General features: G+C 67.8%; 26 protein-coding genes and 1 pseudogene. 16 read left to right on the top strand and 11 right to left on the bottom strand.

The genetic code is table 11. The features are described from left to right. Positions 1-16 precede the first annotated feature (16 nt). The gene (locus tag AAHH99_RS04990; protein WP_418767676.1) at positions 17-1000 is read left to right on the top strand and encodes a hypothetical protein; all 984 of its coding nucleotides are present in this window, start codon (positions 17-19) and stop codon (positions 998-1000) included. Between the two features lie 4 nt (positions 1001-1004). On the opposite strand, the gene AAHH99_RS04985 is transcribed toward AAHH99_RS04990, so the two are convergent. After that, positions 1005-2177, bottom strand: a complete 1173-nt coding sequence (locus tag AAHH99_RS04985) for an acyl-CoA dehydrogenase family protein (RefSeq protein ID WP_418767675.1) — start codon at positions 2175-2177, stop codon at positions 1005-1007. 54 nt (positions 2178-2231) lie between these two features. Between AAHH99_RS04985 and AAHH99_RS04980 the strand changes: the two genes are divergently transcribed. Next, positions 2232-3395 (top strand): cystathionine gamma-synthase, encoded by a 1164-nt coding sequence (locus AAHH99_RS04980; protein WP_418767674.1) that lies wholly within the window; start codon positions 2232-2234, stop codon positions 3393-3395. A 3-nt stretch (positions 3396-3398) separates the two neighbouring features. On the opposite strand, the gene AAHH99_RS04975 is transcribed toward AAHH99_RS04980, so the two are convergent. The 3 genes from AAHH99_RS04975 to AAHH99_RS04965 form a co-directional block, all read right to left on the bottom strand. Next, on the bottom strand, positions 3399-4061 hold the full coding sequence (locus AAHH99_RS04975) for a GOLPH3/VPS74 family protein (RefSeq protein ID WP_418767673.1): 663 nt from the start codon (positions 4059-4061) through the stop codon (positions 3399-3401). Between the two features lie 61 nt (positions 4062-4122). Continuing rightward, positions 4123-4617: a transcription elongation factor GreA gene (gene greA, locus AAHH99_RS04970; protein ID WP_064394952.1), complete on the bottom strand. Its 495-nt coding sequence runs from the start codon at positions 4615-4617 to the stop codon at positions 4123-4125. A 246-nt stretch (positions 4618-4863) separates the two neighbouring features. Next, a complete protein-coding gene (locus tag AAHH99_RS04965) occupies positions 4864-5286 on the bottom strand; it encodes a DUF4307 domain-containing protein (protein WP_418767672.1) in 423 nt (140 codons plus the stop codon). Between the two features lie 119 nt (positions 5287-5405). Between AAHH99_RS04965 and mca the strand changes: the two genes are divergently transcribed. From mca to AAHH99_RS04945, 4 genes are read left to right on the top strand one after another with little or no spacing between them, the layout of a single operon-like run. Beyond that, positions 5406-6275 (top strand): mycothiol conjugate amidase Mca, encoded by an 870-nt coding sequence (gene mca / locus AAHH99_RS04960; protein WP_418767671.1) that lies wholly within the window; start codon positions 5406-5408, stop codon positions 6273-6275. After that, positions 6272-6559 (top strand): hypothetical protein, encoded by a 288-nt coding sequence (locus AAHH99_RS04955; RefSeq protein WP_418767670.1) that lies wholly within the window; start codon positions 6272-6274, stop codon positions 6557-6559. The genes mca and AAHH99_RS04955 overlap by 4 nt, the downstream gene beginning before the upstream one ends. Then, the gene (locus tag AAHH99_RS04950; protein ID WP_418767669.1) at positions 6543-8555 is read left to right on the top strand and encodes a thioredoxin domain-containing protein; all 2013 of its coding nucleotides are present in this window, start codon (positions 6543-6545) and stop codon (positions 8553-8555) included. The genes AAHH99_RS04955 and AAHH99_RS04950 overlap by 17 nt, the downstream gene beginning before the upstream one ends. A 10-nt stretch (positions 8556-8565) precedes the next feature. Beyond that, positions 8566-8937 carry a nuclear transport factor 2 family protein gene (locus tag AAHH99_RS04945; protein ID WP_418767668.1) on the top strand — a complete coding sequence of 124 codons (372 nt, stop codon included), beginning with the start codon at positions 8566-8568 and terminating at the stop codon, positions 8935-8937. On the opposite strand, the gene trhA is transcribed toward AAHH99_RS04945, so the two are convergent. Continuing rightward, positions 8934-9674 (bottom strand): PAQR family membrane homeostasis protein TrhA, encoded by a 741-nt coding sequence (trhA, locus tag AAHH99_RS04940; RefSeq protein WP_418767667.1) that lies wholly within the window; start codon positions 9672-9674, stop codon positions 8934-8936. The genes AAHH99_RS04945 and trhA overlap by 4 nt on opposite strands. A gap of 55 nt (positions 9675-9729) precedes the next feature. On the opposite strand from trhA, the gene AAHH99_RS04935 reads away from it, so the two are divergent. The 4 genes from AAHH99_RS04935 (at position 9730) to AAHH99_RS04920 (ending at position 12931) form a co-directional block, all read left to right on the top strand. Continuing rightward, positions 9730-10521 (top strand): (2Z,6E)-farnesyl diphosphate synthase, encoded by a 792-nt coding sequence (locus AAHH99_RS04935; protein ID WP_068195347.1) that lies wholly within the window; start codon positions 9730-9732, stop codon positions 10519-10521. Positions 10522-10553: 32 nt separating this feature from the next. Further along, entirely contained in the window at positions 10554-11906 is a 1353-nt protein-coding gene (locus AAHH99_RS04930; protein WP_418767666.1) for a hypothetical protein, read from the top strand. A gap of 99 nt (positions 11907-12005) precedes the next feature. Then, positions 12006-12443, top strand: coding sequence for a hypothetical protein (locus AAHH99_RS04925; protein ID WP_418767665.1), 438 nt, complete (start codon positions 12006-12008; stop codon positions 12441-12443). A gap of 80 nt (positions 12444-12523) precedes the next feature. Then, positions 12524-12931 (top strand): hypothetical protein, encoded by a 408-nt coding sequence (locus AAHH99_RS04920; protein WP_418767664.1) that lies wholly within the window; start codon positions 12524-12526, stop codon positions 12929-12931. Between the two features lie 4 nt (positions 12932-12935). On the opposite strand, the gene coaA is transcribed toward AAHH99_RS04920, so the two are convergent. Then, positions 12936-13883 carry a type I pantothenate kinase gene (gene coaA, locus AAHH99_RS04915; protein ID WP_066847312.1) on the bottom strand — a complete coding sequence of 316 codons (948 nt, stop codon included), beginning with the start codon at positions 13881-13883 and terminating at the stop codon, positions 12936-12938. A 30-nt stretch (positions 13884-13913) separates the two neighbouring features. On the opposite strand from coaA, the gene AAHH99_RS04910 reads away from it, so the two are divergent. From AAHH99_RS04910 to AAHH99_RS04895, 4 genes are all read left to right on the top strand, one after another. Next, positions 13914-15125: a DUF885 domain-containing protein gene (locus AAHH99_RS04910; RefSeq protein WP_418767663.1), complete on the top strand. Its 1212-nt coding sequence runs from the start codon at positions 13914-13916 to the stop codon at positions 15123-15125. Positions 15126-15385: 260 nt separating this feature from the next. Then, the gene (locus AAHH99_RS04905) at positions 15386-16861 is read left to right on the top strand and encodes a glycine hydroxymethyltransferase (protein WP_418767662.1); all 1476 of its coding nucleotides are present in this window, start codon (positions 15386-15388) and stop codon (positions 16859-16861) included. A 60-nt stretch (positions 16862-16921) separates the two neighbouring features. After that, positions 16922-17749 carry an acyl-ACP desaturase gene (locus tag AAHH99_RS04900; protein ID WP_418767661.1) on the top strand — a complete coding sequence of 276 codons (828 nt, stop codon included), beginning with the start codon at positions 16922-16924 and terminating at the stop codon, positions 17747-17749. A gap of 220 nt (positions 17750-17969) precedes the next feature. Further along, positions 17970-19283 (top strand): PhoH family protein, encoded by a 1314-nt coding sequence (locus AAHH99_RS04895; RefSeq protein ID WP_418767872.1) that lies wholly within the window; start codon positions 17970-17972, stop codon positions 19281-19283. Positions 19284-19289: 6 nt separating this feature from the next. Here the strand turns inward: AAHH99_RS04895 and AAHH99_RS04890 are convergent, their stop codons facing one another. Both AAHH99_RS04890 and AAHH99_RS04885 read right to left on the bottom strand, forming a co-directional pair. Next, positions 19290-19505: a hypothetical protein gene (locus AAHH99_RS04890; RefSeq protein ID WP_418767660.1), complete on the bottom strand. Its 216-nt coding sequence runs from the start codon at positions 19503-19505 to the stop codon at positions 19290-19292. Between the two features lie 82 nt (positions 19506-19587). Further along, positions 19588-20439: a LuxR C-terminal-related transcriptional regulator gene (locus AAHH99_RS04885; RefSeq protein WP_418767659.1), complete on the bottom strand. Its 852-nt coding sequence runs from the start codon at positions 20437-20439 to the stop codon at positions 19588-19590. Here AAHH99_RS04885 and AAHH99_RS04880 point away from each other — a divergent pair. After that, positions 20420-20884, top strand: a complete 465-nt coding sequence (locus AAHH99_RS04880) for a hypothetical protein (RefSeq protein WP_418767658.1) — start codon at positions 20420-20422, stop codon at positions 20882-20884. The genes AAHH99_RS04885 and AAHH99_RS04880 overlap by 20 nt on opposite strands. A 66-nt stretch (positions 20885-20950) precedes the next feature. Beyond that, positions 20951-21730 carry a hypothetical protein gene (locus tag AAHH99_RS04875; RefSeq protein ID WP_418767657.1) on the top strand — a complete coding sequence of 260 codons (780 nt, stop codon included), beginning with the start codon at positions 20951-20953 and terminating at the stop codon, positions 21728-21730. A gap of 222 nt (positions 21731-21952) precedes the next feature. Here AAHH99_RS04875 and AAHH99_RS04870 read toward each other — a convergent pair. The 3 genes and pseudogenes from AAHH99_RS04870 to AAHH99_RS04860 form a co-directional block, all read right to left on the bottom strand. After that, a pseudogene (locus AAHH99_RS04870) lies at positions 21953-22306 on the bottom strand (ATP-binding protein); the annotation flags it as partial. A 124-nt stretch (positions 22307-22430) separates the two neighbouring features. Beyond that, positions 22431-22574, bottom strand: a complete 144-nt coding sequence (locus tag AAHH99_RS04865; protein WP_418767656.1) for a LuxR C-terminal-related transcriptional regulator — start codon at positions 22572-22574, stop codon at positions 22431-22433. Next, entirely contained in the window at positions 22543-22881 is a 339-nt protein-coding gene (locus AAHH99_RS04860; RefSeq protein WP_418767871.1) for an AAA family ATPase, read from the bottom strand. The genes AAHH99_RS04865 and AAHH99_RS04860 overlap by 32 nt, the downstream gene beginning before the upstream one ends. Positions 22882-22899 lie beyond the last annotated feature (18 nt).

Raw genomic sequence — 22899 nt, 5'->3', positions numbered from 1 at the left:
CAACCGGGAAGGTCACATGACTGATCAACCGCCTCCTCCGCCGGGAAACAACCCTCCGCCGCCGCCCGGTGGATATCCGCCTCCGCCGCCGCCCGGTGGATATCCGCCACCGCCGCCGCCCGGGGGTTACCCGCCTCCGCCGCCGCCCGGCGGGTATCCGCCACCGGGGGCCGGTTATCCGCCACCGGGGCAGGGTGGTTACCCGCCTGTAGGTGGCTATCCGCCGCCCGGTGGGCCGGGATTCCCTGGCGCTCAGAGGTATAGCGTCGGAGAGGCGTTCTCGTGGGCCTGGGGTAAGTTCACCAGCAACGCTGCCGCGCTGATTGTCCCGACGCTGGTCTACGGAATCATCGTCGTTGGGTTGCAGGGTTTGTTCGGCACGCTGTCGGCCGTGGTGGACCCGGGGTCGACGAGTTACTCGTCCGACGGCGACGGGTTCTCGTTCTCGTACAACGTCGACAGTCCCGCCAGCATCGCGATCACCATTCTCGGCTGGATCGTGGCGCTGGTCGTCGGCGGATTAATCCAATCCGCCTACTACAACGGCATGTTGGCCGTCGCCGACGGACAACCGGTGACCATCGGGTCGTTCTTCAAACCGCGTAACGTCGGCGCCGTCATCATCGCGAGCGTGATCGTGGGACTGCTGACCTCGATCGGCTTTGCGCTGTGCGTCATCCCCGGTTTCATCGTGGCCATCTTCACGATGTTCACCGTGATCGCGCTGCTGGACCGCAACCTCTCGCCGATCGACGCGATCAAGACCAGCTTCGACATCGCGAAGAACAACTTCGGTCAGGTGCTGCTGACGTTTCTCGTGATCTTCGTGGTCACGCTCGTCGGGGCGTTGCTCTGCGGCGTGGGTCTGCTCGTCGCGCTTCCGCTGGTCGCGCTCATCGAGGTGTACGCCTATCGCAAGCTCAGCGGTGGTCAGGTCGCCGACATCAACCCCCAACCCTTGCCGCCCGGTCCGCCGCCTCAGGTCACCCCGCAGCAGTAACGGCTCATCGGAAGGCGCTGACGCCGGTCAGCGCCTCTCCGATGACCAACTGATGCACCTCAGAGGTGCCCTCGTACGTCAGCACCGACTCCAGGTTGTTGGCGTGCCGGATGACCGGATACTCCAGGGTGATCCCGTTGGCGCCCAACAGGGTTCGACACTGACGGGCGATCTGGATGGCCTCGCGGACATTGTTCAGCTTGCCGAGGCTGACCTGCTCGGGCTTGATCTTGCCCACGTCCTTGAGCTTGCCGAGATGAAGGGCGAGAAGTTGAGCTTTGCCGAGTTCGACTGCCATATCGGCGATCTTGGCCTGAGTCAGCTGGTAGCCCGCCAACGGTTTGTCGAACACCTCCCGTGTGCCGACGTAGTCCAGCGCGCTCTGTAGGCAGTCCCTGGCGGCGCCGACACTGCCGAACACGATGCCGAACCGGGCCTCCGACAGACAGCTGAGCGGCCCGGACAGTCCGCGCGCTTCGGGCAGCTTCGCGTCGGCGGGCAACCGGACGTCGTCGAGGTGCAACTCCGAGGTGACCGAGGCCCGCAGCGACAACTTGTGTGTCATGTCGGTCGCGGAGAATCCGGGCGTCCCCGCGGGAACCAGGAATCCGGCTACCCCGTCGTCGGTTCGGGCCCACACGACCGCCACATCGGCAACCGACCCGTTGGTGATCCACATCTTCGACCCGCGCAGGATCCAGTCCGATCCGTCCCGCTTCGCGGTCGTGCGCATCCCACCGGGATTGGACCCGAAGTCGGGTTCGGTCAGCCCGAAACACCCGATGGCCTCACCGGTCGCCATCGCGGGCAGCCACTGGTTGCGCTGCTCCTCGCTGCCCCAGCGGTGGATCGCGAACATCGCCAGCGAGCCCTGCACCGAGACCAGGCTGCGCAGCCCGCTGTCCACGGCCTCGAGTTCCTGGCACACCAGGCCGTAGGCCGTCGCGGTCGATCCGCCGCAGCCGTAACCCTCCAGGTGCATGCCCAGAAGTCCGAGCTTGCCGAAGTCGGCGGCCAGGTCGCGAACCGGCACCTGACCGGTCTCGAACCACTCGGCGATGAACGGCCGCAGCCGTTGTTCGCCGAACCGGCGGACGGTCTGGCGCAGCTCGATGTCCTCGGGTGAGAGCAGGGAATCCAGCTCGAGCATGTCCTCGAGGCGGGTCGCAGAGTTCATGGGACATGTCTACCCGGTCGGCATGCGCCACAGTCGTGGCTAGGCTGAGCGGTGATGTCGAAGAACGAAACGCACGGCCTCTCGGCGCAGGGCCTTTCTACGAAGGCCATCCACGCCGTCCGACCTGATCTGACCACAGGTGCCGTCAACGCGCCGATCTACGCCAGTTCGACGTTCGCGCAGGACGGTGTCGGCGGGCTGCGCGGAGGCTACGAATACGCCAGAACCGGCAACCCCACCCGGGCGGCGCTCGAGGTCTCCCTCGCCGCGGTGGAGGCGGCGGCCTACGGGCGGGCGTTCTCCTCGGGCATGGCGGCGACGGATTGCGCGTTGCGGGCGGTTCTGCGGCCGGGTGACCACGTGGTGATGCCCGACGACGCTTATGGCGGGACGTTCCGGCTGATCGACAAGGTGTTCACCAAGTGGGGCATCGACTACGCCGCCGTTGCGCTCGCCGATCTGGACGCAGTGCGCGCGGCGATCACGCCGAGCACCCGGATGATCCTGGTCGAGACACCGACCAACCCGCTGCTGTCGATCGCCGACATCAGCGCGATCGCGCAGATCGCGGCGACATCGAATGTGAAAGTCTTGGTAGACAACACCTTCGCCTCACCCGCGCTGCAGCAGCCGCTGCTGTTGGGCGCCGACATCGTGCTGCACTCCACCACCAAGTACATCGGGGGGCACTCCGACGTGGTGGGCGGAGCGCTGCTGACCAACGACGAGGAACTCGACGCCGCTTTCGCCTTCCTGCAGAACGGTGCGGGCGGGGTGCCCAGCCCGTTCGACGCCTACCTCACCCTTCGTGGTCTGAAGACACTGGTGATCCGAATGCAGCGGCACAGTGACAATGCGGCCGTCATCGCCGAGTTCCTCGAGGGACATCCCGCGATCGAGACCGTGCTCTACCCGGGTCTGCCCGGGCATCCAGGCCACGAGGTCGCGGCCAGGCAGATGACCGGCTTCGGGGGCATGATCTCCGTGCGACTGCGCGGGGGAGCGGAGGCCGCACGCAAACTGTGTTCCCGCACAGAGGTTTTCATCCTGGCCGAGTCGTTGGGCGGCGTCGAATCGCTGATCGAGCACCCGGGAGCCATGACGCACGCGTCGACCGCCGGTTCCCAACTGGAGGTCCCCGAGGACCTGGTACGGCTGTCGGTCGGTATCGAAGACGTCGCGGACCTGCTGGCCGACCTCGAGCAGGCGTTGAGCTAGCGGCTAGGACAGCGCCGGGCGCAGCGCCGAGGCCGTGACCGCGAGGTTCATCTCGGGCAGCGCCGTCGGCGACTCTTCGACCCAACTGCCCAGCGCGATCTCGCCGGCGCGGGCATGCACCCACCGCCAGCCCCGGTCATTGAGGCTGAGCAGCGCGCCCAGACCGTCGATCGCGTGCAGCAGCGTGATGATCGCCGCCGTGGTCGGGCCCGGCGGCCTGCGATCGAACAGCGCCGACAACAGCGCCGACCGCGCGTGGCCGACGCGGTTGCGGTTGGTCAGCGGCCATGCGAACTCGTGTCCGAACCGCTTGTCCGGCAGAGGGATACGTCGGATCTGACCGGTTCGCTCCAGCTGGCCGACGATGTCGCGTTCGGTGTGCCTGGCCAGCCGCTTGACCGCCGTTTGGGGCCGCAACGGGCGTCGCTGCAACAGCAAGAACGCCGGTTCTGCGACCGGGTCCACTGCGCCTGCCACCGCCAACGCGATCAAGCGGCCCGGTTCGACCGGGTCACCGTCGACCGACGGGCGGATCCGGCACGCCAGGGCCAGGTCGAGCAGCACCGCGGCGGCCAGCACCCGCTCCCGGCGCGGACGGTCGAGAACCGGTTGCGCCGAAGCGTTGTCGAGCAGCAGCAGGAACAGGTCCTCGGCGATCTGCGCCATGAGCGGATGCTAAACCGCATCCCGCCCGCGACTCGAATTCGGCTAGGGGTGGGCCGGGCCGTCAGGCGTGATACGGCTCGGCCTCGAGCAGCTTCACCTTGACCGTGCTGCCGCTGGGCACCGTGTAGGTGCGCACGTCGCCGACCTTCGCGTCGAGGAGCGCCTCGCCAAGCGGCGACTTCGGCGAGTACACCTCGAGCTTGCCGTCGCTGATGCCCTCTTGGCGGGTGGCGATCAGGAAGGTCTCGGTGTCGCTCTCGTCGTCGCCGTACTGCACCTTGACCACCGAACCGGGTAGCGCGACGCCCGACTGCTTGGGCGCCTCGCCGACCTTGGCGCTGTTGAGCAGTTCCTGCAGCTGACGGATGCGGGCCTCTTGCTGGCCCTGCTCCTCGCGGGCGGCGTGGTAGCCGCCGTTCTCGCGGAGGTCACCTTCTTCGCGGCGGTCGTTGATCTCGGCGGCGATGACGGGCCGGTTGGCAATCAGCTGGTCGAGCTCCGCCTTCAACCGGTCGAATGCCTCCTGGGTAAGCCAGGTGACCTGCGTATCGGTCATATCGTCGCGCTCCTGTCTTTCTGGGTCTTGCGGCGTGCTCGCGCTCTTCTCGCGTAAGACGTCTCGTGGTACGGCGCCGGGGCTTGACGTGTATTGCCGCGGTTCGCGTGCTCAAGCACAGCATCAAATGCAGCAATACACGGCTCCAGCAGGAACCGTGTACCCGACCATGGTAGCACCGACGGGCCGACCGAATTTCACGAATTCGCAGTTCGCCGTTTGCCGGACCGACGAATCAGCGTGATTTCAAGGGGCCACCAGATACGACGGCACATCGGTTCCGCACCCGTAAATATCGCCGATCACCGGCTGGCGGGTCGCTTTGACCGGTGCAGTCACTTGCACTGTCTGTTGCGAGGACGGCGGGACGAGCACCTCCCGACGGCCCGTCTCGGCGCCGTCGATGGAGCGGGCCCGCACGATGCAGACGACCGGCTGGGACGGGTCCTCGCGGGTGACGCTGATCGTCACCGACACCGTCTCGTCGTCGACCAGTTCGTAGGCGCCCAGCTGGCCGGTCACGGGCTCACCCTGGAACCGTCCGAACGCCACCACGGCGACCGTCACCCCCACCGCCAGCGCGAGCAACGTGAAGGCGACGGCGAGCCAACGGCGGCGGTTACCGGACAGTCGTTGGCGGCCATAGCGTGCGGCGGGGCGCTCGATCATCTGGTTTTCTATGCCCGTCGGTCGGATAGATCTACAGAACTGGAACTATAGGGACTATTGGGACGTCTCCGCGGGTTGATATCGCCGGAGACGACAGCGCGATGATAAGGCAGAGCAGGTTGAGCGAACTGCGGTTGATGGCGGTGCACGCCCACCCGGACGACGAGTCCAGCAAGGGTGCCGCCACCATGGCTCGATACGTGGACGAGGGTGTGCGCGTGCTTGTGGTGACGCTCACCGGCGGCGAGCGCGGCGACATCCTCAACCCGGCCATGGACCTGCCCGAGGTGCACGGCCGGATGGCCGAGATCCGCCGCGACGAGATGGCCAAGGCCGCCGAGATCCTCGGCGTCGAGCACCGCTGGCTGGGCTTCGTCGACTCCGGCCTGCCCGAAGGCGACCCGCTTCCGCCGCTGCCGGAAGGCTGCCTCGGCCTGGTGCCGCTCGAGCAACCGGTGGAGGCGCTGGTGCGCGTCGTGCGCGAGTTCCGGCCACACGTGATGACCACCTATGACGAGAACGGCGGCTATCCGCATCCGGACCACATCAGGTGCCACCAGGTGTCGATGGGCGCCTACGACGCCGCCGGGGACCACCTCCTGTTCCCCGACGCCGGTGAGCCGTGGAATGTCCAGAAGCTGTACTACACGCACGGCTTCGTGCGACAGCGGATGCAGCTGCTGCAGGACGAGTTCGCCAAACACGGGGAGGTCGGCCCGTTCGAGAAGTGGCTCAAGCACTGGGATCCCGAGCACGACATCTTCGCCAAGCGGGTGACCACCCGCGTCGAGTGCGCCAAGTACTTCGCGCTGCGCGACGACGCGTTGCGCGCGCACGCCACCCAGATCGACCCCAACGGGGACTTCTTCCGCGCGCCGATCGAATGGCAGCAACGGCTCTGGCCCACCGAGGAGTTCGAGTTGGCCCGCTCGCGCGTGCCCGTATCGCTTCCTGAGGACGACCTCTTCGCCGGGATCGAGGGCCGATGAACCTCCTGCTCGCCGTCGACCTGCTCGCCCAGCAGGAACCGCCCAGGGACACCGGACCGGATTTCGGTAAGGCCAGCCCGCTGGGCCTGCTGATCGTGGTGCTGCTTTTGATCGGCACGTTCCTGCTGGTCCGGTCGATGAACCGGCAGCTACGCAAGGTGCCGAAGTCGTTCGACCCGCCGGATGCGGAACCGGAGCACACCGCCGAGCCGCCCGACGAGCCTCAGGCGCCGATCGAATCCGACGCGCCGCCGGACGGGACGAAACGTGAGCCCGGGGGCTAACACACTCTCGCGGGCCACCAGCCCGTATCTGCGTCAGCACGCCGACAACCCGGTGCACTGGCGCGAATGGACGCCGGATGCGCTGGCCGAGGCGGCCGACCGCGACGTGCCGATCCTGCTGTCGATCGGATACGCGGCCTGCCACTGGTGCCATGTCATGGCCCATGAATCGTTCGACGACGACGAGGTCGCCGCGGTGATGAACGACGGCTTCGTCTGCATCAAGGTCGACCGCGAGGAGCGGCCCGACCTCGATGCGGTGTACATGAACGCGACCGTCGCGCTGACGGGGCAGGGCGGCTGGCCGATGACCTGTGTCCTCACCCCGGACGGCAGGCCGTTCTTCTGCGGTACGTACTACCCGAAGCCGACCTTCCTCCAGCTGCTCGCCGCGGTCGCCGACACCTGGCACAACCGCCGCGGCGAGGTCGAGGAGGCGTCCGAGAAGATCACCGAGGAACTGAGGACGATGGCTGCAGGGCTGCCCGGCGGGGGACCGCCGTTGCAACCCGCGCTGTGCGACCACGCCGTTGCCGCGGTGCTGCAGGACGAGGACGTCGCCCGCGGTGGATTCGCCACCAATCCCGCTGGCGCGCCGAAGTTTCCACCATCGGCGTTGCTCGAAGGTTTGTTGAGAAGCCACGAACGCACCGGCGACATCATGCCCATCGAAACCGTCGAGCGGACCTGCACGGCGATGGCCCGGGGCGGCATCTACGACCAGTTGGCGGGCGGCTTCGCCCGTTACAGCGTCGACGCGTCCTGGGTGGTTCCGCACTTCGAGAAGATGCTTTATGACAACGCCCTACTGCTGCGGGCGTACGCCCATTGGGCGCGCTGTACCAGAAATCCATTGGCTCACAAGGTAACCGCCGAAACAGCCGCATTTATCATCGACGAACTCGGCGCCGACGGTATGTTCACGTCGTCGCTGGACGCCGACGCGGACGGGGTGGAAGGCCTGACGTACGTCTTCACCCCCGCGCAATTGCGAGAGTTCCTCGGTGACGACGACGGGCAGCGGGCCGCGGAGTTTTTCGCCGTCACCGAGGCGGGCACGTTCGAGCAGGGCGCGTCAGTGCTGCAGTTGCCGCGCGACCCCGACGACCGGGAGCGGTTCGCCAGGGTGCGGGCGGCGCTGCTGGCGGCCCGGCTGACCCGGCCGCAACCCGACCGCGACGACAAGGTCGTCACCGGGTGGAACGGGCTGGCGATCACGGCGCTCGCCGAAGCCGCTGTCGCCCTCGACCGGCCCGAATTGCTCGACGCCGCAACGCGTTGCGCGCGCACCGTGTGGGGGCTGCACGTCGTTGACGGCAGATTGCGGCGGGCGAGCCTCGGCGGTGCGGTTGGCGACAGCGCCGGCATCCTCGAAGACCACGGCGCGCTGGCCACCGGCCTGCTGACCGTTCACCAGATGACGGGTGACCCCGACTGGTTGGACGCGGCGATGACGCTGCTCGACATTGCGCTCGAGCACTTCGCCGACCCGGACCGGCCCGGGCGGTGGTTCGACACCGCCGACGACGCCGAGACATTGATGGTGCGGCCGGCCGATCCTCTCGACGGCGCGACGCCGTCGGGTGCGTCGCTGATCGCCGAGGCGCTGCTCACCGCAGCGCACCTCGCCCCAGCCGCGCGGGCGGATCGCTACGGCGCGGCGGCCGAGGCCACGCTGGCGGCGGCCACGCCGATCCTGACCCGGCTACCGCGCTCGGGCGGACACTGGCTCGCCGTCGCCGAGGCGGCGGTGCGCGGTCCGATCCAGATCGCGGTGGCGTGTGATCCCGCCCGGTCGGAGTTGCTGTCGGCGGCGCGGCGGCTCGCGCCGGGCGGAGCGGTCGTCGTCGGCGGCGCGGTGAACTCGTCCGAGCTGCTGATCGACCGCGACCGCGTCGGCGGTGCCGACGCCGCCTATGTGTGCCGTGGCAAAACCTGCGACCTGCCGATCACCACGGCGCCGGAACTCGCTGCCGCCCTGGGCGCGTCCGTGTAGCGTTCGGCCCATGCCGACGCCGGAAGACAACGCCAAGACCGTCACCCGCTACCTCGAGCTGGCCGCGCAGGGCAAGGCCGACGACGTCGTCGAGCTCTACGCCGACGACGCCACCGTCGAGGATCCGGTCGGCGGCGAGGTGCACATCGGCCGCAAGGCGATCCGCGGTTTCTACGACGCGCTCCCCACGACGGGCGCCCAGGCCGACGTCGTCACGCTGCGGGCGTTGGGCAACGAGGCGGCGTTCTTCTGGGCGCTGACCATCGACCTCGGCGAGAACAAGATGCGTATCGAGATCATCAGCGTGATGACCTTCAACGAGGAGGGCAAGATCGCGTCGATGAAGGCCTACTGGACCCCCGAGAACGTCACCCAGCTCTAGAAGACGGCGAACCACATCGCGATGTAGTGGCAGATCGCCGCCACCGCGGTGCACGCGTGGAAGAACTCGTGATGGCCGAACACCGTCGGCCACGGATTGGGCCACTTGAGCGCGTAGAGCACGCCGCCAATGCTGTAGAGCGCGCCGCCGACGATGAGCAGCACCAGCGCGGCCACTCCCGCGCCGTGCGTAATCGGTCCGACGAACCACGCCGCCACCCAGCCCAGCAGGATGTAGAGCGGCACGCCCACCCATCGCGGCGCCGACGGCCAGAAGCACTTGAGCAGCACGCCGGCGATCGCACCGCCCCACACGATCCAGAACAGCACCATGCCGTCGGTCTGCGGCAACGCGAGCAAGGCGAACGGCGTATAGCTGCCCGCGATGAACACGAAGATCATCGAGTGGTCGAGTCGCTTCATCCACTTGCGTGCGGTCGGCGACTTCCAGTCGACCCGGTGGTACGCGCCGCTGACCGCGAACATCGCCACGATGGTGAGCGTGTAGATCAGCGTCGCGACGCCCGCGCGCGTGGACTGGACCGACCACGACACCGATACCAGCGTGGCGCCGCAGATGGCTGCGATCCCCGCCGCGTAGACGTGGATCCAGCCCCGCGCGCGCGGCTTACCGATGAAATTGGCGAGACCGTCGACAACGGCTTCCGGGAAGTCCTCCGCGGAATTTTGCGTGTCGCGGGACTTATCGGAATCGGTGCTGTCGATGGATCGAGTCATGTCACCTCCACTAATGCCATGGGGGTTTTCGAACCTCACAGTAGTCTGGATCTTCGTGGAGCTCATTCCCCCGCGACTCAAAGAGCCGGCCTATCGGCTGTATGAGATGCGGCTGCGCCAGGAGCTGGCACGGTCCAAATCCCAACTGCCGCGCCATATTGCCGTTCTGTGCGACGGCAATCGCCGATGGGCACGTGACCTTGGACACGACGACGTCAGCGTCGGCTACCGGATGGGCGCCAGAAAGATCGCCGACATGCTTCGCTGGTGTCAGGAAACCGGCATCGAGATGGCGACGGTCTATCTGCTGTCCACCGAGAACCTGCAGCGTGCGCCCGACGAACTGTCCCCGCTGATCGACATCATCACCGACGTCGTGGAGGAGATCTGCGCGCCCGCCAACCACTGGAGTGTGCGCACCGTCGGCGATCTGGAGCTGATCGGCGAGGAGCCCGCGCGCCGGCTGCGTGATGCTGTCGGGTCCACCGACGCCGGTCCGGGCTGCTTTCACGTCAACCTCGCCGTCGGTTACGGCGGGCGCCAGGAGATCGTCGACGCCGTCCGTCAACTGCTGAGCAAGGAACTGGCCAACGGCAGCGCCGGTGAACAGCTCATCGAGGCCGTCACCATCGACGCGATCTCGGAGAACCTCTACACCTCCGGACAACCCGACCCCGACCTGGTGATCCGCACCTCGGGGGAGCAGCGGCTGTCGGGCTTCCTGCTGTGGCAGAGCGCGTACTCCGAGATGTGGTTCACCGACGCCTACTGGCCGGCATTCCGGCGGGTCGACTTCCTGCGCGCGCTGCGCGACTACACCGTGCGCCATCGCCGGTACGGAATGTGATGTGACGCCGTAGTTGATGGAACACTGAAGTGATGGCTGCGCTGTCGGCGGTGGTCTTCGCGCTCAGCTGGTGGTTGGGGCTGTACCTGCTGGCCCGCGACCCGCGTAAGCCCGTGCTTGTGCTGGCCGCGATCGGGTTGACGAGCTTCGCGGCGGTCGTCGCGCTGGACGCCGTGCGGACCGTCAGCGGCGCCGACATGCTCAGCCGCATCGAGGTCTACCTCGTCGCCGTGCCGGGCATCGCGTGGTTCGCGGTGCTCCTCGAGCTGTCCCGGCCCCGGGACAGCTGGCGTGGCCGTGCGGGTGAGCTCGGTCTGGTCGCCGTGGTGGCTGTGACCGCGTTCGTCGGCGCCGCGATGGCCGGAAGCGTCGACGGCCCGTTGCGCCTTGGCCACTGGGTGATGTTCGCGGCGGTCTCGGTGTCCTCGCTTGGCGCCATGGTGTACGCCGTGCTGCGCCGGTCGCAGCCGGTCCCGGTGGTCGGCTTCGTGGTGGTCGCGACGTTGTTCTTCGCGTTGGGCAACGCGATCCTGATCATTCCGCTGGGGCTGGTGCCGAGCTGGTTGGCACTGGCGGGCACCGGGTTCGACGTCGCACTGCTCGGGGTGGCAGTCGCGATCGGCGATGCGTTCGACGAGGGGCAGGCGTTGCGCGCCGACATGCTGCGCTCATTCGCGGCGACGACGGTGGTGGCGGTGCTGTTCGGCGGCCAGGCGCTGATCGGTCTGGCGGTCACCGGCCACGACACCGCGCTGACGGTGCTGCTGTTCACCAGCCTGGCGATCGCGATCGCGATCAACGTGCTCGCCGATCCGCTGGCCGGCGCCCTCGACCGGTTGGCGTTCTCGCGCTCGCCCACCCTGCGCGCCGACCGCGCCGCCCTGCGCAGTACCGAGGCGGCGCTGCCGCTGCGTAAGGACAATCCGCTCGACGGCGTCGACGAGCAGACGTTCGTCCGTCTCACCCGCCGCGCGCTCGGGCACTACGGCGACCTGTCCAAGCTGATCGCCAGCCCGCTGACCAAACTGCCGATCATCGACGAGCGGTTGGCGTCGCGCGGAGCCGGAGACCAGCCACTGGAGCGGGCGACCGAACTCAAGGCGCTGCTGGCCGAGCGCATCGCCCGGCTCAAACCGCGCGACGGCGGCGAGTTCGGCACCACCGAGGAGTGGCGCCACTACAACTCGCTGTACTTCCCGTATGTCGTCGGAGTGCGGGCCTATGCGCAGAACGCCACCGCGGCGGGACTCGACCCCGTGGCCCGCCAGGCCTGGCAGTGGTTCGTCACCGAGGTGCCGCAACGGTCGCTGCACAACTGGCAGAACGCCGCCGCACGCCTGATCGCCGCAGATCTGCGCGGCAACCTGGTGGCCGCTCAGGACTGACCGGCCGACGGTGGGGCGGTAGCTTCGTGACCTGCGGTTGGCAGTAGCTGGCAGCGTTCTGCGTCGATCTGGCAGCGGCATCTGAGCACTGTCGGTGACATGACCACCGCAACCACCCACCCGGTAAACACCACCGGCGAAGGCGATGCCGGGACCGACTCCCTTCTGCGCGTCGCGCTGCGTGCCGACGCGACGCTGTGCGGGGGTCTCGGCCTGGCCATCGCGATGGCCGCCGACCCGTTGTCCCGGGTGAGCGGTCTGTCGGCCACCAGCGAGTGGATCGGCGGCGCCGCGCTTGTCGGCTACGGCGCGGCGCTGTTCCTGGCGGCCGGGGCGTCCGACGTCCACCGCGTCGGTGTCGGCGTGCTGGTCGGCAACATCGTTTTCGCGCTTGCCGTGGCAGCGGTGCTGGCGACCGGCTTGCTGCCGCTGACCGAAGCAGGCGTCGCGGGCATCGCCGGATTCACCGCCCTCACCCTCGCGTTCGCCTACGCCCAGTACCTCGGGGTGCGTCGCCTGACGTCGACCCCCTCATGACTGGTCCGGAGCCGCCGTCGTCAGAGGTTGCGGCGTCGGCTCCGGAACGGTCCCTCACCCCCACAAGAAAGGAATCCATCATGACCGCACTCTCCGAACGGCTGAACGAGTCGACGGGCGCCCTGCTGCGTTTCGCGATGCGTGCCGACGCGATCCTCACCGGCCTCGCTGGTATCGCGGCTCTTCCGCTCGCGGGCTGGCTGGCCGATACGTCGGGCACCACCATCGCCTTCGAGTACGGAATGGCGGCGTTCTTCATCGCCTACGGGGCCGCGGTGCTGGGTCTGGCCGCCTTGCAGTCGCTGAAGGCGGCGGGCATGGCGGTGATCGTGGCCAATGTCCTCTACGCCGTCGCGGCGGTCGTGCTCGTCATCTCAAACGTGTTCCCGCTCACCACGATTGGCGTGGTCCTGACGCTCGCCACGGGCGTGTACACGCTGGCGTTCGCCGAGCTGCAGTACCAGGGCTGGCGCCGGATCCACCGGTAGCCGGCTACAGCTTGCGCAAGCGAAGCCGGTTGATCGAGTGGTCGGCGTCCTTGCGCAAGACGAGCGTCGCCCGCGGCCGGGTCGGCAGGATGTTTTCGATCAGGTTGGGCCGGTTGATCGAATGCCAGATGTCGCTGGCGGCGAACACGGCCTGCTCGTCGGTGAGCGTGGCGTAGTGGTGAAAGTGCGAGGCCGGGTCGGCGAACGCCGTCGTGCGCAAGCCGAGGAACCGATCGATGTACCACTTCTCGATGTCGTCGATGCGAGCGTCGACGTAGACCGAGAAGTCGAACAGGTCGGACACCATCAACGTCGGCCCGGTCTGCAGCACGTTGAGGCCCTCGAGGATCAGGATGTCCGGATGCCGGACGATCTGCTTCTCGCCGGGCACGATGTCGTAGAGCAGATGCGAGTACACCGGCGCGCACGCGTACTCCGCGCCCGACTTGACCGTCGTCACGAACCGCATCAGCGCACGACGGTCGTAGCTTTCCGGAAAACCCTTGCGGCCCATCAGGTTCCGGCGTACCAGTTCGGCGTTGGGGTAGAGGAACCCGTCGGTGGTCACCAGGTCGACGCGCGGGTGGTGCTCCCAGCGCGCCAGAAGTGCCTGCAGCACACGGGCCGTCGTGGACTTGCCGACCGCGACGCTGCCCGCGACGCCGATCACGAACGGCACCGGCCGGTCGGGCTGAGAGTCGCTGTCTGAGTCACCGCCCAGGAACTCGGCGGTCGTCGCGAACAACCGCTGGCGCGCGGCGACCTGGAGGTGGATCAGCCGGGCCAGCGGCAAATAGACCTCTTCGACCTCGAGCAGGTCGATCTTCTCGCCGATACCGCGCAGCTTCTTCAGCTCGTCCTCGGTGAGTTTCAGCGGCGTCGACATACGCAGGTTCCGCCACTGACTCCGGTCGAACTCCACATATGGGCTGGGTTCACTCAGCCGCGCCATGCGCCCAGTCTTGCATTTACGGTTGAGATCATGGACGCCAGCACCTCAGATTCGTTGGTCCGCGAGTATCTGCTGCTCGGGCTGCGCTTCGACCGGGTGGAGGAGGGTTACGTCGACTCGTTCACCGGCGACCCGGCGCTGCGCCGTGCCGTCGCCGCCGAACCACAGCCCGATCCCGCGGACCTGGCACGGCAAGCCGACCGGCTGCTGAGGCAGTTGACCTCGGTCGACGGGCTGGAAGCGGCGCGTAAGGACTACATCGGCGCCCACCTGCGGGCGCTGGCGTGCGCGGGTCGCAAATTCGCCGGCGAAGACGTCGGCTTCGTCGACGAGGTCGAGGCGTACTTCGACGTGCGCATCACCAAGGGGGACCCGGAGCGGTACCGGCAGGCCCATCGCCAGCTCGACGAAGTGCTGAGCGGGTCCGGACCGCTCGCCGACCGGATGCAGGTCTACCGCGCGGCCGAGGAGATTCCGCCTGCGCGCCTCGAAGAGTGCATCCACGCATTCTCCAGCGCGCTACGCGACCGCGTGCGCGCCGAGTATCCGCTGCCCGACGCGGAGACCATCACATACGAGGTCGTCACCGATAAGCCGTGGTCGGGTTTCAACTACTACCACGGGGATTTCAAGTCCACGGTGGCCGTCAACGCCGACCTCAAGCAGCAGATGTCGAACCTGCCCCGGCTGGTCGCGCACGAGTCATATCCGGGCCACCACACTGAGCACTGCCGCAAGGAGGCCGGCCTTGTCGAGGGCAGGGGACAGGCTGAGCAGACCATCTTCCTGGTCAACACCCCGCAGTGCCTGATGGCCGAGGGTCTTGCCGACCTCGCGCTGTACGCGGCAATCGGGCCCGAATGGGGTGTGTGGGCCGGCGAGATCTACACCGACCTGGGGCTGCGGTTCGACGGGGAGCGCGCCAAGGCGGTGTCGGAGGCGACCGGCGCACTCGCCGAGGTGCGTCAGGACGCGGCGCTGATGCTGCACGACGAGCACCGCGACGTCGACGACGTCGTCGCCTTCCTCAAGCAGTGGCTACTGGTCACCGACCAGCGCGCCCGCCAGATGCTGCGGTTCTTGTCGTCGCCGCTGTGGCGCGCCTACACCAGCACCTACGTCGAGGGGTACCGGCTGCTGCGGGGCTGGCTGGACGCCAGGCCCCACGACGTCAGCCTGCCCCAGCGGTTCGGCACGCTGCTCGACGAGCCGTTGATCCCATCGTCGCTGCGGGCCGCCTGAGTCCCCAGCCGTCAGATCGGCGCCCTGGAACCATATCGATCGTTGCCCAGCTCGCAGCGAATTATTCGCTGGCAGCGAATCTTTCGCTGCGAGCTGGGCAACGCGCACATCGGTCTCCGTCGGATATCCACGTCGAATGCGGATGATGCCACCGTGATATGTGAGGCCAATGTGACTGGTGTGGCCAGGGCGGACGCTGTGAGCAGGACCGACCCCGATGGGCTGGTCGCCGCGTGATCCGGGCGTCGTAGGCTGAACCCATGACTGCAGACCCCGTGACCTCCAACGCTGCCGCTCCCGGCGCGGAGTACGCCGAGACCGCGAGTGCCGCCTACCGGGCCGCGTTGCAGGTGATCGAGTCGGTGGAGCCGCGTATCGCGGCGGCGACGCGTAAAGAGCTTGCCGATCAACGGGATTCGCTCAAGCTCATCGCCAGTGAGAACTACGCCTCGCCTGCGGTGCTGCTGACGATGGGCTCCTGGTTCTCCGACAAGTACGCCGAGGGCACGATCGGGCACCGATTCTATGCGGGCTGCCAGAACGTCGACACCGTCGAAAGGCTCGCCGCCGAACACGCCCGCGAGCTGTTCGGAGCGCCGTATGCGTACGTGCAGCCGCACTCCGGTATCGACGCCAACCTCGTTGCCTTCTGGGCGATCCTGGCCACCCGGGTCGAAGTGCCCGAATTGGCTGCCCTCGGCGCCAAGCACGTCAACGACCTGTCCGAGGCGGACTGGGAGAAGCTGCGCAACAAGCTCGGCAACCAGCGGTTACTGGGGATGTCGCTGGACGCGGGCGGCCACCTGACCCACGGCTTCCGGCCCAACATCTCCGGCAAGATGTTCCACCAGCGCAGCTACGGCACCGACCCGAACACCGGATTCCTCGACTACGGCGCGGTGGCCGACGCCGCCCGCGAGTTCAAGCCGTTGATCATCGTGGCCGGATACTCGGCCTATCCGCGGCGGGTCGACTTCGCCAAGATGCGCGAGATCGCCGACGAGGTCGGCGCCACGCTGATGGTCGACATGGCGCACTTCGCGGGTCTGGTCGCGGGCAAGGTGTTCACCGGTGACGAGGATCCCGTGCCGCACGCTCACGTCACCACCACGACCACCCACAAGTCGCTGCGCGGGCCGCGCGGCGGGATGGTGCTCGCCCAGCCCGAGTACTCCGACGCCGTCGACAAGGGTTGCCCGATGGTGCTGGGCGGTCCGCTCTCGCACGTGATGGCCGCCAAAGCGGTCGCGCTGGCCGAGGCTCGCCAACCGGCGTTCCAGGCCTACGCGCAGCGCGTCGCCGACAACGCCCAGGCGCTTGCCGACGGTTTCCTCAAGCGTGACGCCCAGCTCGTCACCGGCGGCACCGACAACCACATCGTGCTGCTCGACGTCACCTCGTTCGGGCTGACCGGGCGCCAGGCTGAGTCGGCGCTGCTCGACGCGGGCATCGTCACCAACCGCAACTCCGTGCCCGCCGACCCCAACGGCGCCTGGTACACCAGCGGCATCCGCCTGGGTACTCCCGCGCTGACCACCCGGGGATTCGAGGCCGACGACTTCGACCGCGTCGCCGACCTGATCGTGGACGTGCTGTCCAACACTCAACCTTCCGCTACCCCAGGGGGGGTGTCGAAGGCCAAGTACACGCTGGCCGACGGCACCGCCGAGCGCGTGCACGCCGCCTCTGCCGAGCTGTTGGAGGCCAACCCGCTTTATCCGGGGCTGACGCTCTAACCCCGGCGCCACACCCTCGGGAATTTTACGATTCCCACAGAATTGAGTTACTGTAACCGCATGGCACAGAAACCTGTACCGAATGCGCTGATCCTCGAACTCGAGCCGGTCGTGCAGCAGGAGCTGCGTCGTCACATTGACAGCGAGGATCTTTGGTACGCACACGACTACGTGCCGTTCGACCAGGGCGAGAACTTCGCCTTTCTCGGCGGTAAGGACTGGGACCCGTCACAGGTGACCCTGCCCAAGGACGTCACCGATGCGCTCGAGATCCTGCTCATCACAAAGGACAACCTGGCCAGCTTCCACCGCGAGTTCGTCTTCAGCTTCATCCTCGAAGAGAAGTGGGGCCGCTGGATCGGCCGGTGGACTGCCGAAGAGCACCTGCACGCGATCGCGCTGCGCAACTACCTCGTGGTCACCCGGGAGATCGACCCGGCCGCCAACGAGGATGTCCGCGTCGAACACGTGATGAAGGGCTACCGCGCCGACACCTACAGCCAGGTCGAGCGGCTGGTGTTCATGGCCTTCTTCGAACGTGCCCACGCCGTGTTCTGCCGCAACCTCGAGGCCAAGATCACCGAGCCGGTGCTGGCGAACCTCATCGGGCGCATCGCCAAGGACGAGGAGCGGCACGAGGAGTTCTTCGCCAACCTGGTCGCGCACCTGCTGTCCACGAGCCGTGACGAAACCGTCGACGCCATAGCGCGGCGCGCGGCCGAACTTCACGTCGTCGGCGGCGACATCGACGCGTACGCCGACAAGGTGCGCAACGTCGCCGAGGCCGGGATCTTCGGGCCGGAGCAGCTGCGTCAGGTGACCGCCGACCGGATCGCCGCGTGGGGACTGGCCGACGAGCCGAAGATGCGCGAGTTCACCTCCGCGTAACCGCGCGCTCATCGCCGCGGACGAGCAGCGGCGAACACTACGGCGCGCCTGCACGGCGCATGTGCCGCAACGGGAGTAGCGTCGTTTGCGATGGCTAGCGACGTGCTTTGCTGTCCGGGCGGTACCCGATCGTTGCGATCACGAGAGGGCCGGCCCCGGCCCTGGTGCCGCAGTGTCCGCCGACGGTTCGCGGGGGACCCGCGGATACCAGGAGCGCTACGTGATCGATTCGCCTCTCCGGACCTACGTGCTCGACACCTCCGTGTTGTTGTCAGATCCCTGGGCCTGCACGCGCTTTGCCGAGCATGAGGTCGTGGTCCCGCTGGTGGTCATCAGCGAACTCGAAGCCAAGCGACACCATCATGAGCTGGGCTGGTTCGCGCGTCAGGCCCTGCGGCTCTTCGACGATCTGCGGCTCGAACACGGCCGGCTCGACCAGCCGATTCCCGTTGGCGCACAGGGTGGTTCGCTGCACGTCGAGCTGAACCACAGCGATCCTTCGGTGCTTCCCGCCGGTTTCCGCACCGACAGCAATGACGCGCGGATTTTGACGGTCGCGGCCAACCTGGCCGCCGAGGGCAAGCACGTCACATTGGTCAGCAAGGACATCCCGCTACGCGTGAAAGCCGGTGCGGTCGGGTTGTCGGCCGACGAGTACCACGCCCAGGACGTCATCACCTCCGGCTGGACGGGTATGGCCGAGGTCGAGGTCATCTCCGATGAGATCGACATGTTGTTCGCCGAAGGTGAGATCGATCTGGAGGCGGCCCGAGATCTGCCGTGCCACACCGGTATTCGTCTGCTCGGTGGTACGTCGCACGCGCTGGGGCGGGTGACGCCGGAGAAGCGGGTGCAGTTGGTGCGCGGTGACCGGGAGGCGTTCGGGTTGCGCGGCCGCTCCGCCGAACAGCGGGTGGCGCTGGACCTGTTGCTCGACGAGTCGGTCGGTATCGTCTCGCTCGGCGGCAAGGCGGGCACCGGCAAGTCGGCGCTGGCACTGTGTGCGGGATTGGAAGCCGTTCTGGAGCGCCGCACGCAACGCAAGGTCGTGGTGTTCCGTCCGCTCTACGCGGTCGGCGGGCAGGACCTGGGCTATCTGCCCGGCAGCGAGAGCGACAAGATGGGTCCCTGGGCGCAGGCGGTCTTCGACACGCTCGAGGGCCTGGCCAGCCCGGCGGTGCTCGAGGAGGTGCTCTCGCGCGGCATGCTCGAGGTGCTGCCGCTGACCCACATCCGTGGACGGTCGCTGCACGACTCGTTCGTGATCGTCGACGAGGCCCAGTCACTGGAGCGCAACGTGCTGCTGACCGTGCTGTCGCGTCTCGGCGCCGGATCCCGTGTAGTGCTGACCCACGACGTCGCCCAGCGGGACAACCTACGAGTCGGAAGGCATGACGGCGTCGCGGCGGTGATCGAGAAACTCAAGGGGCACCCGCTGTTCGCCCACATCACGCTGTTGCGCAGCGAGCGCTCGCCGATCGCGGCGCTGGTCACCGAGATGCTCGAGGAGATCAGCCCCGGCGCCCTGCCGTGAACTCCGCTAGCGGCGACGGTTACGGCGGGCCAGGTACCAACCCGCGGCCGCGGCACCACTGAGAGCCACCACCCGGTCGGCGCGATCGCCGCGCGGCAGGTCGAGTAGCGAAACCAGGCCCAGCACCGCGAATCCGGTGTCCAGGGCCGGCTGGCTGGTGGCGGTCGTGACCAGGGTGTTGCCGTGGTCGGTCAAGGTCGCGGGAGCTTGGTCGAGACGCACCGGTCCTCCAGTCGATGGCTTGTGACGGGACAGCGTTACGACGGTAAGTCCTGTGGCCGGACCGGAGGAATAGGGTGTTTCCCTATGTGTGGTCCCCTTTTTGGGGTCCGCCGGGCCGCCCGACATGTCGACCCAGTTCGGCCCGCGACTTGATCCCCAGCTTGCGGTAGATGCGCGCGAGGTTGGCCTCGACGGTCTTGGGGCTGATGAACAGCGCCGCCGCGACGTCGCGGTTCTTCATTCCGCTCGCCACGAGTTCTGCGATCCGCTGCTCGGACGGTGTCAGTTCCCCGCTGCGCTGAGGTCGGGCGCTCGCACGCGAGAACTCCGCGCGGGCCCTGGCCGCCCACAGCGGGATGTTGAGACGCTCGAAGACCTCGAGGGCCTCCTGAAGGTGTGCCGACGCCGAGTCCTTCTTGCGTTGTCTGCGTTCGATCTGGCCCAGGGTCAGCAGGGTCCGCGCCCGCTCGAACGGCATCGGCAGACGGCGATGGGCGGCCATCGCCCGCTGCGCGGCTTCGTGGGCGGCGTCGAGGTCGCCGAGCGCGGCCAGCAGCATGGCGCGTGATCGCGCACCGGCCGCGAGCATCCAGTCCCGGTTCGTCCTGCGCCCGTTGTTCTCCAGCGCGGCGGTGAGCGGTTCCGCCTCGTCGAGGCGGTCGAGATGTATCAGCGCCTCGATCGCGTCGGACAGGTAGGCGGCATTGGGCAGTTCGGTCGGTGTGCTGTCGGGGTCGAACTGGAAGAGCATCGGTTGCAGCGCGGCCGCCGCGGCTTCGTGGTCGCCCAGCGAGACTTCGAGAAACCCGAGGGTCGCCCGCACCCGATCCGCCATGCGCAATGTGCCGGTCTGCCTTGCACATTCGAGGGCATCCTCGATCGCCCGGCGGGCGGTCTCCTCGTGGCCGGCGAACGTGGCCAGCTGGGCCCGCAAGCTCTGGGTCAGGAACTGCGAGGTATTGCCCCCCGAGCTGCCGGGCCTTTTCCACGGCGTCCTCGGCGACCAGGTTGGCCGTGACGAAATCACCGCGCGCGATCGCGTTCGTCACCACGTGCTGGGAGACGAAGACGTGCTCGCCCTCCTCGCCCTTCTCCAGGCACCGCGCACAGATCTTGTCCACGACACCGCGCGCTTCGTCGAGCCGGCCGGTCCACTCCAGCAGCAGGGCGTGCTGCATGGTGGGCCGGAACACCAACGGTGCGTACGCCTCGGGATCCTCGAGCTGCAAGGCGCGCTGCAAAGTCTCCTCGTCGTAGCCGTGGCCGGCGGCGAACCGCAGTATGACCAGCAATCCCAGTGCCATGCTCAGCAGGTGCGGCTGGTCGAGGGGCTCGGCGTTCGCAACGGCCTGCGCGGCGGTGTCCAGGCCCTGCTGTAGTTGGTTGGCGTGGAAAAGCGTGTACGCCAACGTGATCAAAGTCTGCACGCGCAGTGCGTGGTTGTCGTGTACCTCGTCGAGTGCCTCGCGCAGCAGCCGTGCGCTCTCGATGAATCCGTCCCCGTACAGCCGCACCACCGCCAGTCGGCTCAACGCTTCGGCGCGCAACGCGCCCGTGGGCAGTTGTTCGACGGCCTCGGCGAGGACGGCCGCCGCGCGCTCCTGTTCTCCAGCGTCGAAGTGGTGCAGTGCCGAGCGCAGCCGCCGCTCCGCGGTGCTCCCGCCGAGGCCGATGGCCAGGTCCACCAGCTCGGCCGCCGCGGCAGGAGCACCGCGCATCCGCGCCGATTCCGCCGCCCTGTCGAGGGCCTCCAGCGTGACCTCGTCGCCTTTGGTGGCGGCCAGCGCCAAGTGTCGAGCCCGGAGTTCGGGTTCGTCGACGATCTCGGCGAGCCGCCGGTGCATCGACCGGCGGCGGCCGGGGGGCGCCTCGGTGTAGACCCCGCTGGCCAGCAACGGATGCGCGAACCCGATCCGGTTACCGTCGATAGCGATGATGCCCTTGCTCTCGGCGATCTCGAGCAGTTCGACCAGCCGGTCCTCGTCGCCCGTCGTCGCCTTCGACACGAGCTCGACCGTCGGCACGGCAAGGCACGAAGCGGCCAGCAGCGCGTCGTGGACGTCGGTGTCGAGGCTGCCGAGCCTCGTGCGCACCACGTCGGTCAGGGTGCGAGGCAGCGACGCGTCGATGCCCGGTGCCCGTTCATCGAGCGAACGGGCCAATTCGATTGCGTAGAACGGGTTCCCGCCCGACACCTGGTGGATCCGGCCGATGGTGGGGCGTGAGAAGGGGCGTCGCAGCCGTGCGGAGACCGCACGATGCAGATCCTCGACATTCAACGGGCTCAACCGGATTCGATTCACCGCGTCCGGTCGCGACAACTGCAGCCAGTCGTCGACCACACCATCGTCGGATTCGGTACGCAGGCTGGCCAGCAGCCCCGTACGCCCCGTGAGCCTGCGTAGCGCGAAGGCGATGACGTGCTTGCTCGATGGGTCGAGCCACTGCAGGTCGTCGATGGCCAGCAGGACGGGGCGGTCCACGCTGAGCCGTTCGACCACCGACAGGAACGCGGCGGCCACGGCACGCTGATCGGTCACCGCGTCGTCGTCGGCGCGCAGCAGCACCTGGTCGATCGCGAGGAGTTGTGGCGTCGGCAGGTCGGCCCTCGCGCGCGTGTCGGCCTCCTCGAGCAGGTCGGCCAAGGCGGTGTAGGCGAGCACCGACTCCGCGGCCGCCGGTCGGGTCGACAGGACGTGAAATCCGCGTTGCTGTGCCTGCTCGACCGCGGCCAGCCACAGCGTGGTCTTGCCGATTCCCGGTTCACCGTCGATCAGTAAGGCCGACGGGCCCAGCGTCATCGCGTCCAGGAAGGCAACGACGGCGTGCTGATGTGTCGACTGGCCGATCACGGTATCTCCTGGGTCCCCTTGCGTCTCCCCAGAATCGCAGCTGAGCCGGAAGCGGGCGACACCTCTATACCCCTTAGCGGCCGGACTGACCCATAACCCGGGTTAGCTCGGCCCGGGACCGGATGTCGAGCTTGCGGTACACCCGCGCAAGGGTGGCCTCGACGGTCTTTGCACTGAGAAAGAGTTCACCTGGCGCGCCGGTCGGTGGGTGCGGCATCGGCGTGGTCGTCGCGGCGGATCCGCTCGATGGCGCTGCGCTGGGCGGCGGGCAGGTCGCCGAACTCGGCGGCTTCGACGTCGACGAGCAGTTCGGTCAACGTCGCGTAGGCGAGCACCGATTCGGCGCTCGGGTTCCTGGCCGAGAGCACACGGAAACCACGGCTGCGGGCGAGCTCGTACGTCGCCTGCCACAGCGTGGTCTTACCGATCCCGGCTTCGCCCTCGATCAACAGAGCCGACGGCGCATGCGAAGCGGACTGGAGGAAGTCCGCTACCGCCTTTTCCTCTTTCGGTCGGTCCGCGATGTACGACGGAGAGCGAAA

This window comes from Mycobacterium neumannii, from assembly GCF_048452905.1.
GTDB lineage: Bacteria > Actinomycetota > Actinomycetes > Mycobacteriales > Mycobacteriaceae > Mycobacterium > Mycobacterium neumannii_B.
The sequence above is the reverse complement of the archived record's forward strand: the minus strand, read 5'-3'. Positions and strand labels throughout refer to the sequence as shown.

What these genes read in the sequence shown, in the direction of transcription:
- AAHH99_RS04925 (WP_418767665.1), top strand. Translation starts at nt 12,006, where the DNA reads ATGACCACCGCAACCACCCACCCGGTAAACACCACCGGCGAAGGCGAT.
- AAHH99_RS04865 (WP_418767656.1), bottom strand. Translation starts at nt 22,574, where the DNA reads ATGCCGCACCCACCGACCGGCGCGCCAGGTGAACTCTTTCTCAGTGCA.
- AAHH99_RS04910 (WP_418767663.1), top strand. Translation starts at nt 13,914, where the DNA reads ATGGACGCCAGCACCTCAGATTCGTTGGTCCGCGAGTATCTGCTGCTC.
- AAHH99_RS04985 (WP_418767675.1), bottom strand. Translation starts at nt 2,177, where the DNA reads ATGAACTCTGCGACCCGCCTCGAGGACATGCTCGAGCTGGATTCCCTG.
- coaA (WP_066847312.1), bottom strand. Translation starts at nt 13,883, where the DNA reads ATGGCGCGGCTGAGTGAACCCAGCCCATATGTGGAGTTCGACCGGAGT.
- AAHH99_RS04990 (WP_418767676.1), top strand. Translation starts at nt 17, where the DNA reads ATGACTGATCAACCGCCTCCTCCGCCGGGAAACAACCCTCCGCCGCCG.
- greA (WP_064394952.1), bottom strand. Translation starts at nt 4,617, where the DNA reads ATGACCGATACGCAGGTCACCTGGCTTACCCAGGAGGCATTCGACCGG.
- AAHH99_RS04900 (WP_418767661.1), top strand. Translation starts at nt 16,922, where the DNA reads ATGGCACAGAAACCTGTACCGAATGCGCTGATCCTCGAACTCGAGCCG.
- AAHH99_RS04920 (WP_418767664.1), top strand. Translation starts at nt 12,524, where the DNA reads ATGACCGCACTCTCCGAACGGCTGAACGAGTCGACGGGCGCCCTGCTG.
- trhA (WP_418767667.1), bottom strand. Translation starts at nt 9,674, where the DNA reads ATGACTCGATCCATCGACAGCACCGATTCCGATAAGTCCCGCGACACG.
- AAHH99_RS04905 (WP_418767662.1), top strand. Translation starts at nt 15,386, where the DNA reads ATGACTGCAGACCCCGTGACCTCCAACGCTGCCGCTCCCGGCGCGGAG.
- AAHH99_RS04945 (WP_418767668.1), top strand. Translation starts at nt 8,566, where the DNA reads ATGCCGACGCCGGAAGACAACGCCAAGACCGTCACCCGCTACCTCGAG.
- AAHH99_RS04930 (WP_418767666.1), top strand. Translation starts at nt 10,554, where the DNA reads ATGGCTGCGCTGTCGGCGGTGGTCTTCGCGCTCAGCTGGTGGTTGGGG.
- AAHH99_RS04980 (WP_418767674.1), top strand. Translation starts at nt 2,232, where the DNA reads ATGTCGAAGAACGAAACGCACGGCCTCTCGGCGCAGGGCCTTTCTACG.
- AAHH99_RS04955 (WP_418767670.1), top strand. Translation starts at nt 6,272, where the DNA reads ATGAACCTCCTGCTCGCCGTCGACCTGCTCGCCCAGCAGGAACCGCCC.
- AAHH99_RS04965 (WP_418767672.1), bottom strand. Translation starts at nt 5,286, where the DNA reads ATGATCGAGCGCCCCGCCGCACGCTATGGCCGCCAACGACTGTCCGGT.
- AAHH99_RS04975 (WP_418767673.1), bottom strand. Translation starts at nt 4,061, where the DNA reads ATGGCGCAGATCGCCGAGGACCTGTTCCTGCTGCTGCTCGACAACGCT.